The organism is Ruegeria sp. AM4 (assembly GCF_056540665.1).
In genome coordinates this window covers 273,300-289,087 of sequence record NZ_JBQFXD010000002.1, presented here as the reverse complement: position 1 = coordinate 289,087, position 15,788 = coordinate 273,300, and the positions used below count along the sequence as shown (strand labels likewise).

Annotated in this window: 9 protein-coding genes; 4 read left to right on the top strand and 5 right to left on the bottom strand. The window is 59.2% G+C overall.

Annotated elements, in window-relative coordinates:
- Positions 1-8 precede the first annotated feature (8 nt).
- The 3 genes from ACR0JA_RS06850 (at position 9) to ACR0JA_RS06840 (ending at position 7,281) form a co-directional block, all read left to right on the top strand.
- Positions 9-1,232: a urate hydroxylase PuuD gene (locus ACR0JA_RS06850; protein WP_480571877.1), complete on the top strand. Its 1,224-nt coding sequence runs from the start codon at positions 9-11 to the stop codon at positions 1,230-1,232.
- Positions 1,233-1,390: 158 nt separating this feature from the next.
- The gene (locus tag ACR0JA_RS06845) at positions 1,391-3,196 is read left to right on the top strand and encodes an autotransporter assembly complex protein TamA (protein WP_480571874.1); all 1,806 of its coding nucleotides are present in this window, start codon (positions 1,391-1,393) and stop codon (positions 3,194-3,196) included.
- On the top strand, positions 3,196-7,281 hold the full coding sequence (locus ACR0JA_RS06840) for a translocation/assembly module TamB domain-containing protein (protein WP_480571871.1): 4,086 nt from the start codon (positions 3,196-3,198) through the stop codon (positions 7,279-7,281). Before ACR0JA_RS06845 ends, ACR0JA_RS06840 begins: the two co-directional genes overlap by 1 nt.
- 14 nt (positions 7,282-7,295) lie before the next feature.
- Here the strand turns inward: ACR0JA_RS06840 and ACR0JA_RS06835 are convergent, their stop codons facing one another.
- The 5 genes from ACR0JA_RS06835 to ACR0JA_RS06815 form a co-directional block, all read right to left on the bottom strand.
- Positions 7,296-7,808, bottom strand: coding sequence for a thioesterase family protein (locus ACR0JA_RS06835; RefSeq protein WP_480571867.1), 513 nt, complete (start codon positions 7,806-7,808; stop codon positions 7,296-7,298).
- A 111-nt stretch (positions 7,809-7,919) separates the two neighbouring features.
- Entirely contained in the window at positions 7,920-8,882 is a 963-nt protein-coding gene (locus tag ACR0JA_RS06830) for a porin (RefSeq protein WP_480571864.1), read from the bottom strand.
- Positions 8,883-9,439: 557 nt separating this feature from the next.
- Entirely contained in the window at positions 9,440-12,223 is a 2,784-nt protein-coding gene (fdhF, locus tag ACR0JA_RS06825; RefSeq protein WP_480571861.1) for a formate dehydrogenase subunit alpha, read from the bottom strand.
- A 13-nt stretch (positions 12,224-12,236) separates the two neighbouring features.
- On the bottom strand, positions 12,237-13,940 hold the full coding sequence (locus ACR0JA_RS06820; protein ID WP_480571858.1) for an NAD(P)H-dependent oxidoreductase subunit E: 1,704 nt from the start codon (positions 13,938-13,940) through the stop codon (positions 12,237-12,239).
- Between the two features lie 85 nt (positions 13,941-14,025).
- The gene (locus tag ACR0JA_RS06815; protein WP_480571855.1) at positions 14,026-14,907 is read right to left on the bottom strand and encodes a LysR family transcriptional regulator; all 882 of its coding nucleotides are present in this window, start codon (positions 14,905-14,907) and stop codon (positions 14,026-14,028) included.
- 230 nt (positions 14,908-15,137) lie between these two features.
- On the opposite strand from ACR0JA_RS06815, the gene ACR0JA_RS06810 reads away from it, so the two are divergent.
- Positions 15,138-15,728: a hypothetical protein gene (locus ACR0JA_RS06810; protein ID WP_480571852.1), complete on the top strand. Its 591-nt coding sequence runs from the start codon at positions 15,138-15,140 to the stop codon at positions 15,726-15,728.
- Positions 15,729-15,788: the final 60 nt, after the last annotated feature.

Here is a 15,788-nt window from a genome sequence, read left to right as displayed (position 1 = left end):
CATCACCAATGTACGACTTCGCCGTGTTCTGGGATTGGATGGCTTTTGCCGTGCGCTGGCTGCACGTCATCACCGCAATCGCCTGGATCGGATCATCCTTTTATTTCATCGCGTTGGACCTTGGCCTGAACCGCGACATCCCCGGCCCTGCGGATGGCGAAGAATGGCAGGTGCATGGCGGCGGCTTCTATCACATTCAGAAATATCTGGTCGCGCCCGAACGGATGCCGGACCATCTGACCTGGTTCAAATGGGAAAGCTATGCCACCTGGCTCAGCGGCGCGGCGCTGTTGATGCTGGTCTATTGGGTCGGCGGAGAGCTGTACCTGATCGACGCGCAAAAGGCCGATCTGGCGCTGTGGCAGGGTATCCTGATCTCGGCCGCTTCGCTGACGGTGGGTTGGCTGATCTATGACTACCTGTGCAAATCGGGACTGGGTGAGCGCCCGACCCTGCTGATGGTCTTGCTGTTTGTGCTGCTGGTGGTGATGGGCTGGGGGTACAACCAGATTTTCACCGGGCGCGCAATGATGCTGCATCTGGGCGCGTTTACCGCCACAATCATGACGGCGAACGTGTTTTTCATCATCATGCCCAACCAGCGCATTGTGGTGGATGACCTCAAGAACGGCCGCACGCCGGATCCAAAGTACGGCAAGATCGCCAAGCTACGCTCGACCCACAACAACTACCTCACCTTGCCGGTCGTGTTCCTGATGCTGTCGAACCACTATCCGTTGGCCTTCGCGACCGAGTACAACTGGATCATTGCGTCGCTGGTGTTCCTGATGGGCGTGACCATCCGGCACTATTTCAACACCCACCATGCCCGTGCGGGCAACCCGACCTGGACATGGCTTGTGACCGCGCTTCTGTTCATCGCCATCATGTGGCTGTCCACTGCGCCGATGTACAAACCGGTCGAGGAGGCCGAGGCTGAACCACTGACACCCTACGAGCAGCGGTTCGCCGCTGCCGAGGGTTTCGACGAGGCACATGACATCGTGTTGGGCCGCTGTTCAATGTGCCACGCCCGCGAACCGGTGTGGGACGGCATCCTCTGGGCCCCCAAAGGTGTTCTGCTGGAAACCGAAGGTGACATCGCCCGGAATGCGCAACAGATTTATCTGCAGGCAGGCGTGACGCATGCCATGCCGCCCGCCAACGTGACCTATATGGAACCCGAGGACCGCGCCGCGATCATCCGCTGGTTCCGCAATGCGGATTCCTAGTCCGTCTACGCGCCTGATTTTGTCGGCTACAATACCAGCGCCGTGTGATTAATCCTTCCCCTGAAGCCAAACAGATGCTCTAAGTTGAACTCAACCGGCCGCACCGATGGGTATTTCGCGGCGATAACGATTTCAGCTTGGGGCAGTTGAGACATATGATGACAAGGGGCAGACCGCAGCGCGTTCTGAGAGGCTGGATTTTCGCTGCACTGGTTACCCTGTCCCCGACGCTTGCAACCGCCCTTGAAATCAGCCTGTCCGCACCCGGCGCACCAAAGGAATTGGTCGAGCGGCTGGAAGAAACCTCTTCCGTCTTTACAGCAGATTCACGCGGGCTGGATACTTCGCTGGAAATCCTGTCCGCTGCGCTATCCGATTACCGCACCATCGTGCAGATCATGTATGACGAGGGCTATTTCGCCCCGGTCGTCAGCATCAAGCTGGACGGTCAGGAGGCCGCCGACATCAACTCGCTCGAAGCACCGCCACAGTTCAAGCGGGCCGTCATTCTGGTCAATCCCGGACCGATATATACATTTGGCACCGCCATCGTGCAGCCCTTGTCGCCCAATACCGAACTGCCCCCCGAATATGCGACCGGCAAACGCGCCACGACCGGCGCGATCCAACAGGCGGCCTCGGCCGGTGTACAGGGCTGGAGGAATGCCGGTCACGCCAAGGCCGATGTCGAGGATCAAAAGGTCATTGCCCGACACACCCAGAGGAGACTGGATTCCCAGATCGATCTTGCACCCGGTCCCCGCCTGACATTCGGCAAGATGTTCATCGATGGCGACACAAAGGTGCGTCGCCGCTCGATTGAAAAGATTGCGGGGTTCCCAACCGGAGAGGTCTATTCGCCGGAAGAGGTCCAAAAAGTCGGCACACGCCTGCGGCGCACCGGAACCTTTGCGACGGTGTCGATCAAGGAACGCGAGACCCCCAATCCGGACGGCACTCTGGACTTTGACGCGACTTTCGAAGACCTGCCCCCGCGCCGGATCACCTTTGGGGCCGAGATCGCCTCGCGCGATGGGGTGGACCTGACGGCCACTTGGACACATCGCAATGTGTTCCGACGCGCCGAGAGGCTGCGCTTTGAACTTGCCTTGCGCAATATCGGTGGGGCGGAAGATCTGGATGGCCGGATCGGTCTGCGGCTGGATCAACCCGACAGGCTGGGTCCCGATGACAACACATTCTGGAGCGCCCTGCTGGAGCGACGCAACACAGAAAACTATAACGTAACCATCGCGTCGCTGGCCTATGGTGCGCGCCGTACCTTTTCCGACAGGTTATATGCCGAGGCATCAGCTGGATTTCAGTGGTCCGACGCCGACGATGCATACGGAGATGGGCGCAAGTTTCGTTATTTCATCCTGCCTTTCCGGTCGGAATGGGACCAGCGAGACAGCAAAGTCAGCGCCACGCGCGGGTTCTATCTGGATTCGCAAGTGATGCCATTTGCAGGCTTTTCGGGAACCGACTCGGGCGTGCGAATGTTTCTGGACGGACGCGCCTATACCAGCCTTGGAACCGGCGGCCGTCTGGTATTGGCCGGTCGTGTGCAACTGGGTTCGGTCTTGGGGCCGTCTGCGTCCAACGTGACACCTGACTTCCTGTTCTTTTCCGGTGGTGCCGGAACCGTACGCGGTCAGCCCTATGAAAGCCTCGGTATTCCTGTTGGCGACGAGGTTGCAGGCGGCAGATCCTTCCTTGGATTTTCCGGCGAGGTACGCGGCAAGGTGACCGAAACAATCTCGCTGGTCGGGTTCTACGATTATGGCGCGGTCGATGGTTCTGCGTTTGTCAGCACAAACGCAGAAGTCCACTCTGGCGCGGGGATTGGGGTCCGGTATGATCTTGGGGGCTTTGGCCCGCTGCGATTTGACCTTGCTGTTCCGGTTCAGGGTGACACCGGCGACGGGCTTCAGTTTTATTTAGGGATCGGACAAGCCTTTTGATGCGTCGTGCTGCATATCCGCTGCTGCTTGGATCGGTTGTCATCGCCGCGCCGGTGCCGGTTGCGGCGCAGGACGACGGCGGCAGCATGATCGAACGCTTCCTTCAGGACACGCTGTCGGGCGACGACCAGAACGTGCGTGTTGTCGGGTTGGAAGGCGCGCTGAGTTCGCGCGCCACGATACAAGAGATCACGGTCGCGGACGACGAAGGTGTCTGGCTGACCATCAAGGGGGCCGAATTGGACTGGAACCGGTTGGCCCTGCTCCGCGGGCGCTTCTCGGTCAACGCGTTGGTCGCGCATGAGATCGACATCGCCCGAGCGCCTGGAACAACAACCAAAGAAGCCCCGCCGCCTTCCGCCGAAACTCAACCCTTTCAATTGCCCGAACTGCCGGTGTCGATCGAGATCGGCGAGTTGCGCATAGATGATCTTTCGCTGGGCGAGCCGCTGATCGGCGTCGCCGCTGACCTGACGGTCGATGGCAACCTGTCGTTGGCAGATGGGACGCTGGATACCACCTTGAACATCGACCGGCTGGATCGGGCGGGGGATTCGGTGAACCTGACCGCCGGTTTCCAGAATTCCAGCCGAGAAATCACCCTGGACCTGACTGTGGCCGAGGCATCCGGCGGGTTGATTTCGACCGCGCTGAAGATCCCCGACAGCCCCCCGATCGGGCTGACAGCCAAAGGGTCCGGGCCAGTCACCGATTTCACCGCCGATATCGGGCTGAGCAGCGACGATCAGCTACGCGTGACCGGGCAGGTCCGCTTGCGCGCTGCCCCGACAGCAGCCGCAAGCGCAGATGAGGGCATCGCCTTTACTGCCGATCTGGGGGGCGATCTGACGCCGTTTCTGGCCGACGAGATGGACACGTTCTTTGGAACAGATACGAAACTGTTTGTCGACGGGCGCACCTATTCCGACGGCGCACTGGATATTTCCGATATCGAGATCACCGCTCAGGCACTGACGCTGGAAAGCCAGCTTAGCCTTGCGGCGGGCGGCGCCCTGGAACTGGTTGCTGTACAAGGTCGCATCACCCCGCCCGAAGGGGATCAGGTTGTCCTGCCGATCAGCGGAGGGGACACCGCGATTGGTGCGGCTCAACTATCAGCCCTGTATGATGTGAAGAACGGCAACCTTTGGGACCTGAGCTTAACGGCCAACGATATCAAGGCCGCCCAGATCAATCTGGAACGAGCGCAAGTATCGGGACAAGGGACGCTGGATCAAAGCGGCGGGCTGACCATCGATGGCGATGTTCAGGCCGCGCTGGACGGGATCGACCTGTCCGACCCCGGGCTGAATGCTGCGGTTGGTGACCGCGTGACACTGGACGGACATTTCGATTATGGCAGCGACCAGACGGTGAAACTGTCGGGGTTCGAGATTGTCGGCAGCGACTATGCGCTTGAGGCCGATGCGATCATCAGCGGCCTTGCGACCGGCTTGCAGATCGATGGATCGGCAGAACTGTCAGCCGATGATCTGTCGCGATTTTCCGAAGTGGCCAAGCTGGACCTTGGTGGCGAGGCCTCGATCCGGGTTGAAGGAACCGGGTCACCTCTGGAACGCAGCTTTGACGGCAAGGTCACGGTCAGCGGACGGGACCTTGTGACCGGGCGCGACGACATCGACCCGGTGATCGCGGGTGAAACCGACATCACACTGGATGCCAAACGGGCCACTGATGGGATCACGATCCGAGACTTTAAGATTTCCTCGGCGGCTTTGGACGCTCAGGCCGATGGCGTGGTGACCACACCTGACGGCAACCTGACCATCGACGGGCAAGCCAGCATCAACGCAAACGACTTGTCGGTCTTTTCCGGCCTCGCCAAACGCGAGTTAAGCGGTTCCCTGCAGGCGCAGGTGGATGGCAGCGGAACAGTCCAGACCTTGGAATTCGACGGAACCGCCAGCGTCATCGGAGATAACATCCAGACAGGTATGGCCGAGTTTGACCCGCTGTTGACCGGACGAACCGCGATTGAGTTCGACGGCGCTCGCACAGGCGATCAGATCGTGATCCGCAAAGCCACCGTCAACGGTTCTGCCCTGACAGCCGAGGTTGCAGCCACCATCGACGACCCGACCGGCGACATTGCAGTTGACGGACAGGTGAAGCTGAACGCGCCAGACCTGTCCTTATTCTCGGGCATCGCAAAGCGCGATCTGGCCGGGTCCGTTCGTGCTGACGTCAAAGGCAGCGGCCAGCAGGCAGATCGGACATTTGACGTTCAGGGCAACGTCACCGCCAATGACATCTCGACCGGAATTGCTACTGTCGATGATCTGATCGCAGGTCGCACCACTCTGAACGTAGACGCGGTGAATGACGAACAGGGGCTGAACATCCGCACCTTCCGCCTGAACGGAACCGCGCTGACAGCCAGTGCTTCGGGCAAATTGGACCGTACGCAAGGGGGCTTGGATTTTTCGGCCGCGCTGGACGATCTCGGGCGGCTCTCTCAGACCCTCAGCGGGCCGCTGAAACTGGATGGAAACGTTGCCCCAACAGGCTCAGGGCTCGAGGGCGACGTCAGCCTGCAAGGCCCCGACAGTTCTTATGCCAATCTGACGGGTACAGTGACCACCGAAGGCGCCGCTGATCTGAAGTTCGAGGCGCGTCTGAACAAGATCGAGCGTTTCGCGCCCGAATTTCCCGGCACCATTGCAGCCAATGGTACCGCACGTCGCGACGCGGGTGTCTGGACGATCAGCGCCAAAGCCGAAGGACCGGCCCAGATCAACAGCACAGTTGAGGGTACTTTCGATGAATCCGCCGGTACCGCGGATCTGACCATGAAAGGCGGCGTCAATATCGGCATTGCCAACAGGTTCATCACCCCAAACACGATCGAAGGAACCGCCAACTTTGATCTGGCACTGAAAGGGGCGCCGTCGCTGGATGCGCTGAGCGGGACGATCACGACCTCGGGGACAGCCATGGCGCTGCCATCTGTCGGCCAGACGATCACTGGCATCGGCGGCACGGTGACACTGGCCCAAAGCCGCGCGACGATTGCGATGCAGGGCGGCGTTCGCGCGGGTGGTGGTTTTACCATCAACGGCCCGGTCGGCCTGACGCCTCCCTTTGACGCCAATATCGTCACGTCGATCAACAATCTGGTTCTGACCGATGATCTTCTCTACGAAACCACGCTAAACGGCCAGATCGCCGTGAACGGTGCATTGGCGGGCAACAGTTCGATCGCGGGGCAGATCAATTTCGGCGAGACCAATATCAACCTCGCCGCCGCAGCCGGGGCTGTTGGCGCAGCCCCCATTCCACCGATCGAGCACATCAATGAAAGTTCGGCCAGCTATGTCACCCGCGAGCGCGCGCAGCTGGTGGTCAAGGAAGAGGCCAGCAAGGGCGCATCGCGCATCGCGCTGGATATCAACCTATTGGCCCCCAAAGCCGTATTTGTCCGCGGGCGCGGCGTGAATGCCGAACTTGGCGGGCGCATCCAGATCGGCGGCACCACGTCTTCTGTGGTGCCCTCCGGTCAGATTGAGTTGATCCGGGGCCACATCGACATCCTTGGTCGCCGGTTGGCGTTGACCAAGGGTCTGGTGACCCTGCAAGGCGACCTGACGCCGTATATCGAGTTCGAATCCTCAAGCAGCACCTCGGACGGAACCGCCACGATTGAAATCGCCGGACCGCTGGATTCGCCGCAGGTCGACGTATTCTCGGACCCCGAACGCCCCACCGAAGAGGCGCTGGCCATGCTGCTGTTTGGCAACCGGTTCTCAGAGCTTTCGCCCTTCGTAATCGCGCAGATGGCAGCGTCGCTAGCGCAGCTCAGCGGTGCCGGAGGGGACGCAACCAAAGGTGTACGCGAGGCCACCGGGGTCGATACGATTGATGTCGGCGCAACGTCCGGAGGGGCCGGGCGGCTGGGGGCCGGTGCCTATCTCAGCGACAACCTCTACACCGATTTCACCGTAAACACCGAAGGCGATACCGAGGTGAACCTGAACTTGGATGTCACCGACAGCTTTACCGTCCGCGGGACCGTGGACGGGCGTGGCGAAACCGGTCTGGGTATCTTTTTCGAACGGGACTACTGAGCCCGCGGGACCGCTTAGCGGCGAATGCCGATGGGCCGACCGATCTGGGCCTCTGTTTCCAGCACTTTGTGATCGGCAACCATCTGCGACAGGCGCGCAGCGGCCCAATCCGGATAGGGCACTGACCGGCCCGTCTCGTGACTGACATTCATGAACAGCGCTTCCTGCGTTGCGCAGACCTGTCCATCCTGATCCGAGATCATCTGAGCAAAGTAGTGACCACGCTTGTGATCAGCGTCCAACATCCGAAACCGAAAGGAAAACGGTGTGTCGGCCACAATCTCGCGCAGGAAGTGTAGGTGGGATTGAATGATATACGGCCCGTGCCCATAGGCCTGAACCTGCCCCTCGCCCAGCCCGAGGTGATCGACCATTAGGATTTCCAACGCATTGTCGAAAGCCACGCCGTAGTAGCCGACATTCATATGGCCGTTGTAGTCGATCCAGGTCGTATCAACGGTAAACCCCCTGATTTCGACAGGGGCGGGATATGGGCCGTCATAACCCGTAGGCGATTGGTGCGTCATTTGGACTGTTCTCCGTACGTGCAGCCCATCAAGGCAATAAATGCGAAGCTTGTCCAGAACACCGAAAAAGGGCCGGTCCAAAGACCGGCCCTTCAATTGCGTCAACTCGCGTCAGAAGTTGAAGCGAACACCAAAGTCGGCCAGGATTTGCCCGTCACCTGCACGACCCACTTTCTCGTGTCCGACAGCGCCGCGCAGCGATGCACCGCCACCCAGATCGTAGATCATTCCAACACCGTATTGCTGCGTATCGCCTTCTGCCGAACCGTCACCATAAGACGCGGTCAGCGTGGTCGCAGCACCGATGTTATAGGCCAGCGACAAACCATAGGCCGTGCCGTCGGTTTCTTCGCCAAAATCGTTGTCTGGCGTGTCACCGTCACGTCCGACGAACACGGTGCCGTTGAAGTTGCCGAATTCGGCACCCAGGGCCAAAACGATCAGGTCCTGATCGCTGGCACCACCGACGCCTTTTGTCTGACCATAGATCAGTGTGGCCGAGTAGTTTTCGAACCCGTAAGTCGCGCTTACATCCCAACGGTCCGCCCCGTCCACAGCATCGCTGTCATAAGAGGCACCGAAGGCAAAATCACCAACCGCATATTGGAAGAACAATGCGTTAGCGCCAGTTCCGGTCGAGCTGTATTCGAGGAACTCGTAATCTACGCCCGAATACTGGCCCAAGAACTCTTCGAGCCCCGGCTCGGTACCGAAGTAGAGATCCGAGTTGTCGAAGGCGCCCGAGACGTTGCCCGCGTCAACACGCAGTCCACCATAGATCACCGAAAAGCGCGCGCCGTTGAGTCCTGCGCGACCGGCTTCGCCTGTGCTGCTGTCTTCGTCGGCCTGAAGCCGCACACGCGCCGAGAATTTGACGCCACCGTTGGTTTCTGCGTCTCCGTCGATGTTCAGACGAAAGCGCGATACCAGAATGGTGTCATCGACGTTCGCGTCGGCCGAACGATCTTCCTGATAGCCGATACCAAACCGGGCGAAACCACCAAGTCTTACTTCCGCTGCGGCGACGCTTGCAGTCGCAATCAGCGCAGTAGTTGCGAAGAGAACATGTTTCATGTCGTTGTCCGTAAATGTGATTGAGTGAGCTGGAAATTCTGGCTCGCTGTCTATTCCGGCAAATCCCGAGGACCCTCAAGACGCCCCGGTTCATTTCCTGAACGCCCGGCGATTTTCTGAGGTGCCCAAAGAACAGGTTTTGTCTGTTTCCCAGCATTCCGGAAAGGCGGTTCGACGTGTTCTGCGGGCGTGAATCGTTGATCAAAAACCGACTTAAAACGTTATTTTTTAATATAAATTCTCGAACCTGATTGCGCGAAAAGACACCAAAGACCTCGGTGATTCACTCGGTTCCCAAAAGTTGTCGTTGTCACCCGAACGGAGCGCCCAAAAGATCGATAAGACACAGTTTTCGAGTTCAATTTATTTTGTGCAGTGTTGGCCCTTGAAACGTATCGATCTGATACCAAAGGGTCGCGATGTTCGCGCAGACCCTAGGGCCAAAGCCGGTATTTTCCGCGCAGCCAAAGGCAGAAACCTCAGGAATGGCCACCATTGCAACAAAAAGGGGCGGCCCTGTTCAGAACCGCCCCTTAGCGTATCGGTCTTAGACCCCGCTATTCCGCCGCGATGGCATCTTCGATCTTTTCGACGCGAATCGCCGAGAACTTGAACTCGGGGATTTTGCCATACGGATCGATCGCCGAGTTGGTCAGAATGTTCGCCGCCGCCTCGACATAGGCAAACGGGATGAACACCATATCCTCGGCAATCGCCCGGTCGGTGCGCACCATGATCTCGATGGAACCGCGGCGCGTGGTCAGACGAATCATCTCACCGGGCTCAATGCCCATCAGTTTCAGCGTGCGCGGGTTCATCGAACAGTTCGCTTCCGGTTCCACCGCATCCAGAACGTTCGACCGGCGGGTCATTGACCCGGTGTGCCAATGCTCCAACTGACGTCCGGTGGTGGCGATCATCGGGTATTCATCATCCGGGGCCTCATCCGGCGGGATGACGCTTGCCGGAGTGAATTTCGCCCGCCCTTCGGCGCGCGGGAAGCCATCGCCAAACACAATCGCCTGCCCCGGATCGGTCTCGGACAGCGACGGATAGGTGATGGTTTCGGTCTTGAGCCGATCCCAGGTGATATTGTCGAGCGAGTTCATCGTCAGCTTCATCTCGTCAAAGACCTGAGACACATCCGTGTAATCCCAGTTCAGACCGATCCGCTGTGCCAATTCGACCGTGATCTTCCAATCCTCGCGCGCCTCACCCGGTGGGTTCACGGCGGGCCGCACACGCTGCACCTGACGGTTGGTGTTCGACACGGTGCCGTTCTTTTCATACAGCGCCGAGGCGGGCAGGATGATGTCGGCATAGTTCGCCGTTTCGGTCAGGAAGATATCCTGCACGATCATCAGGTCCAGCTTGGCCAGCGCCTCGCGCGCGTGGTTCACATCGGGGTCGGACATGGCCGGGTTTTCACCCTGAATGTACATACCCTTGATGTTGCCCGCATATGCCTGATCGATGATCTCGGTCACGGTCAGGCCCTTCTCGTTCGAGAAATCGTCCGAGTTCCAGACGTTGTTGAACTTGGCGCGGATACCGTCATCGGTAACCGATTGATAATCCGGCAGGAACATTGGGATCAGGCCCGCATCCGAGGCCCCCTGAACGTTGTTCTGACCGCGCAGCGGGTGCAGACCCGCGCCGGGTTTACCAACATTGCCAGTCATCAGCGCGAGGCTGATCAGGCAGCGCGAATTGTCCGTGCCGTGGATATGCTGGCTGACGCCCATACCCCAGAAGATGAGACCGGCCTTGGCCTGCGCGAAGGTGCGCGCGACGCGGCGCAACTGATCCGGTTCGATGCCACAGATCGGGGCCATCGCCTCGGGCGTGAACTGGCGCAGATGCTCTTTCTCGGCCTCCCAGTTCTCGGTCCAGCGGTGGATGTATTGGCTGTCGTACAGCTCTTCCTCGACGATCACGTTCATGATCGCGTTGAGCATCGAGACATCCGCACCCGGACGGAACTGCAGCATCTCATCCGCAAACTTGCGCATACCAACGCCGCGCGGATCCATCACGATCAGCTTGCCGCCGCGTTTGGTGAACTGCTTGAAGTAGGTCGCCGCAACCGGGTGGTTCTCGATCGGGTTGGCGCCGATGATGATTACGACGTCTGAGTTTTCGACCTCATTGAAGGTCGCGGTCACGGCACCCGAGCCGACGTTCTCGATCAGAGCCGCAACCGACGACGCGTGGCACAGGCGCGTGCAGTGGTCGACATTGTTGTGCTTGAAGCCCTGGCGGATGAACTTCTGGAACAGATAAGCTTCTTCATTGGTGCATTTGGCCGAACCAAAGCCCGCGACGCTGCGCGGGTCTTCATCGCGCAGAGCCCTCAGCTTGGTGGCGGCCAGATCCATCGCCTCTTCCCATGTCGCTTCGCGGAAATGGGTGTCGAGGTTGCCGGGATCGACATTCAGCCCCTTTTCAGGCGCATCCTCGCGCCGGATCAGCGGCTTGGTCAGGCGATGTGGGTGGTGGATGTAGTCGAACCCGAACCGGCCCTTGACGCACAGGCGGCCTTCGTTTGCGGGACCATTGATGCCCTCGACATACTTGACCTTGCCGTCCTTGACCTTCAGCGAGACCTTGCAGCCCACGCCGCAGAACGGGCAGACGCTTTCGGTTTCGCTATCGTAATCCTTGCTGTCGCCGCGCTGTTGGTCATCCAACACAGTCGCGGGCATCAGCGCGCCGGTTGGGCAGGCCTGAACACACTCGCCACATGCCACACAAGTCGATGCGCCCATCGGGTCGTTCTGGTCGAACACCACCTGTGCGGTGTGGCCACGACCGGCCATTCCGATCACGTCATTCACCTGCACATCGCGGCAGGCACGGACGCAAAGGTTGCAGTTGATGCAGGCGTCCAGATTGACCCGCATCGCAACGTGGCTGTCATCCAACAGCGGGATTTTTTCGGCCTCTTTCGCAGGGAAACGGCTGTCGCTGACATCGTTCAGCTTGGCCATGTCCCAGAAATGGCTGGAGGTGTCGTGCGGCTCTTCCGGCTGGTCGGCAACCAGCAATTCCATGACCATGGCGCGCGATTTCTCGGCGCGGTCGCTGTCGGTTTTCACGACCATCCCATCCGCTGCCGGACGGATGCACGACGCGACCAGCGTGCGCTCACCTTCGACCTCGACCATACAGGCGCGGCAGTTGCCGTCGGGTTTGTAGCCCGGCTGCGGCTTGTGGCACAGGTGAGGGATGGTGAACCCTTGCCCCTTGGCGGCTTCCCAGATGGTCCAGCCTTCGGGCACGGTGACATCTTCGCCGTTCAGGTTGAAGGTGACGGTCTTGTTTGGGCTTGCGTCAAGCATGGCTCTGTCTCCCTCAGATTTCGTCAGCGAAGTGTTTCATGACCAGGCGGATGGGGTTCGGGGCCGCCTGCCCCAGACCGCAGATGGAGGCATCGCCCATGACCTGGCACAGGTCTTCCAGCAGGTCCTGATCCCATTTGTCAGCCTGCATCAGCTTAACCGCCTTTTCGCAGCCAGCACGGCATGGCGTGCACTGGCCACAGCTTTCATCCTCGAAGAACCGCAGCATGTTCAGCGCGGCGTCGCGGGCGGTGTCCTGATCGGACAGGACCACAACGGCAGCGGAGCCGATAAAAGTGCCATGTGGTTGTAGTGTGTCAAAATCCAACGGGATATCATCCATCGACGCTGGCAACAGGCCCGAGGACGGTCCGCCCGGCTGATAGGCCTTGAAAGTTTGCCCTTCGGCCATCCCTCCGGCGGCTTCGATCACGTCCAGAATGGTCGAGCCCGCCGGCAACAAGTAAACACCCGGCTTCGCCACACGGCCCGAGACCGAATAGCTGCGCAGGCCCGTACGCCCGTTCTTTTCGGTGCTGTTGAGGCACTCCGGTCCCTCACGGCACACCTTAGTGACCCAATACAGTGTCTCGACATTGTGCACCAAGGTCGGGCGGTTAAAGACCCCAACCTGCGCCACAAACGGAGGACGGTGACGCGGCAGACCCTTCTTGCCTTCGATCGACTCGATCATCGCGGATTCTTCACCGCAGATGTAAGCACCGGCACCCCGCCGCAGGTCGATATAACCGGGCTCAACAATACCGGCGTCCTCCAGCGCTGCGATCTCGCGGCGCAGAATCTCCAGCACCGCTGGATATTCGTCGCGCATGTAGATGAAGCAGGTTTCCGCTTCGACCGCCCAGGCGGCGATCAACATGCCTTCAAGGAAGACATGCGGCGTGCGTTCCAGATAGTAGCGGTCCTTGAACGTGCCGGGTTCACCTTCATCCCCGTTCACGGCCAGATAGCGTGGCCCTTCGTTCATGCGAACAAAGCCCCATTTCTTGCCGGACGGGAAACCAGCGCCGCCCAGACCGCGCAGGCCCGAGGCCAGCACGTCTTCCTGCACCTTCTCCCAATCGCCACCGTCGCGCAGCTCTGCCAGCTTGGCGTAACCGCCATTGGCCTCATAGGCGGCGAATGTTTCGTAGTCGGGCAGATGGGCATGCGTGTCGCCAGCAGCAATCGCAGCCTGCACCTTTTCGGGGGTCGCGTGATCGATGTGGTTGTGACCAATCTCAAGCACCGGGGCCGTATCGCAGCGGCCCATGCAGGGCGCACGAACAACGCGGACCTCGGACGGGTCCAGACCGTCCTCCAGCGCTTGTTGAAGCTGTTGGGCACCAGCCATTTCGCAGGACAGGGAATCACAGACACGGATCGTTAACGCAGGCGGCGGTGTCTCGCCCTCTTTGACCACGTCGAAATGGGCATAGAAAGTGGCAGTCTCGTAGATCTCGGCCTGACCGACCCGCATCTCTACCGCCAAGGCGGCGATGTGGTCGGCGCTGATATGGCCGTGTTCGTCCTGAATCAGGTGCAGAAATTCGATCAGTAAATCGCGGCGGCGCGGGCGGTCGCCCAGCAGACGTGCAATTTCCGCCTGCGCCTCATCCGTGAACTGACGGCCCTTGGGCGTGTGCCGCCCCTTGCCTTTACCTGACTTCCAGACGCCCTTGGGTGCGCCTGATGGCTTGGTATCTAATGGTGCCATGATGCCCTCCGATTGAGGCTCCGTGTCTCATCAGAATAGCATATCGTCAAATCGCATATCGCAATCGCACGATAACGACAGTTTATCACCGCAAAGACGTCACCACCGCGCGCAGGGCCTCGACCGTGGGCAGTTCAGGATCACGTGATAGCGTCGCCAGGCAAATCGGTTTGCTGACAACAGGATCGACCAGAGGCAGCACCCTGGTGCCTTTCAGATCGCCCAGCGCCCGAACCAGTACGCGGGGAACAACCGTTGCCGCCAACCCTTCGCGCGCCATGACCATCGAGGCGGTAAACCCGCTTGTTTCCGCCACCACCTGCGGGTGCAGGCCCTGTTCGGCAAAAATCCGGTCCAGAATACGGCGGTTCTGCATCTGTGGTTCCAGCAGGCTGATCGGAAAATCAGCGACCCGCGCCCATGGAATCGGGCCATTTTCCGCAGTCATATGGGCCGGGATCAACAGCACATAGGTCTCTTCGTACAATGGCTGAACCTGCCGCAGATCGGTACCGATGCTGTCGCCATAGGTGATGCCTGCGTCCAGACTGCCTTCGTCCAGCCGGTGCTGAATCGCGGTGGCGGACATGGTTTCGATCCGGGTGACAATGCGGGGATGCGCATCCCGCAGCCGCTTGGTCAATCGACCGGTAAAGGCGATTGCGGTGGGAATCACACCGAGGATCAGCGTCCCCGTGATCTCACCTTTCGAGGCCAACACCTGCTGTTCCAGCGCCTTGGTGTCATCAAGTATGCGCCGCGCGCGCTGGACGATCATCTCGCCCTCTTCAGTCAGCCCCTGAAACCGGTTCGCGCGGCGGACGATTGAAACGCCCAGCCGGTCTTCGAGATTGCGGATACGCATCGAAAATGCAGGCTGCGATATCCCACACTCCTCAGCCGCCTTGGCAAAATGGCGATGCCGCGCCAAGGCGCTGAGCAGTTGGAGGTCGCGGATTTCGATCATTTTGGGGATCTCTCAGACAGTTGGTCGATCCATACCTTAACGAGATTTCAACAGCAGAGGAAAGCCGACCCCATTTGGCGCTGGGGAAATGCGGATGGAACCGGCCTGTGTTACTGCCCAGAAACATCGCTGAATTGCTGGTGAAACGCGACATTCGAAATGTGTTGTCGCACGAGAGTTGAAATGTCAATTTTCCTTAAGAATCAAAGCGCCAGAAACCGGAAAAACCAATGAACGGACGATCTATCAGCCTTCTAGGTTTTTGCTTTGCGGCCACCGTAGTTACGACCGTCAACTTTCGAGCGGCGACGGCAGAGGTGCCTTACAAAGACGCATATGAATTTTCTGACGGAAGAACGATCCGCGTGCAAGTTCCCACGCCCTTTCGATCGCTCTTCGCTGAACATCAGCGGCGCTTGGTTGTGTGCGACTATAGCCCGCTTTCCTGCGCTTACGAATGGCTCGTCGCCGATTTCAGTGACGAGGTCAATCTTTACCTACACGATGACGGCACTGTTATCGTAGTGAACAGTGTTTGGATGATGCGGATCCTAGATGGTCCAAGCGTGCGCATCTTTAACTATCAAGAAGAAGTGGACGTAAGACTGCGAAATGACGATTTGAGCTGTAGTGAGGCTGGGCCTACCGCTGGCGATACCCCACCTGCTTCAATCTTTTTCAAGAACATGAAATACCTTGGCGCCTTTCGGTATCACCCAGCTTCAAACGATTCAAAGCTTAGCTTTGGGTACAGAGAGTTCCGTTTCTTCCCCTTCAAAAACTTCGGCGAAACACTCTGCAGGTATCCAGCTAGAGGATAGTGCTGAGCAATGAACCGCAGCTAGCACAACTTTATTGACGATACTAAGCCCGCTTCAGAA

Bases quoted from the DNA above. Each gene is read 5' to 3' on its own strand.
- ACR0JA_RS06850 (WP_480571877.1), top strand. From the start codon at position 9: ATGTACGACTTCGCCGTGTTCTGGGATTGGATGGCTTTTGCCGTGCGC.
- ACR0JA_RS06810 (WP_480571852.1), top strand. From the start codon at position 15,138: ATGAACGGACGATCTATCAGCCTTCTAGGTTTTTGCTTTGCGGCCACC.
- ACR0JA_RS06820 (WP_480571858.1), bottom strand. From the start codon at position 13,940: ATGGCACCATTAGATACCAAGCCATCAGGCGCACCCAAGGGCGTCTGG.
- ACR0JA_RS06840 (WP_480571871.1), top strand. From the start codon at position 3,196: ATGCGTCGTGCTGCATATCCGCTGCTGCTTGGATCGGTTGTCATCGCC.
- ACR0JA_RS06835 (WP_480571867.1), bottom strand. From the start codon at position 7,808: ATGACGCACCAATCGCCTACGGGTTATGACGGCCCATATCCCGCCCCT.
- fdhF (WP_480571861.1), bottom strand. From the start codon at position 12,223: ATGCTTGACGCAAGCCCAAACAAGACCGTCACCTTCAACCTGAACGGC.
- ACR0JA_RS06845 (WP_480571874.1), top strand. From the start codon at position 1,391: ATGACAAGGGGCAGACCGCAGCGCGTTCTGAGAGGCTGGATTTTCGCT.
- ACR0JA_RS06830 (WP_480571864.1), bottom strand. From the start codon at position 8,882: ATGAAACATGTTCTCTTCGCAACTACTGCGCTGATTGCGACTGCAAGC.
- ACR0JA_RS06815 (WP_480571855.1), bottom strand. From the start codon at position 14,907: ATGATCGAAATCCGCGACCTCCAACTGCTCAGCGCCTTGGCGCGGCAT.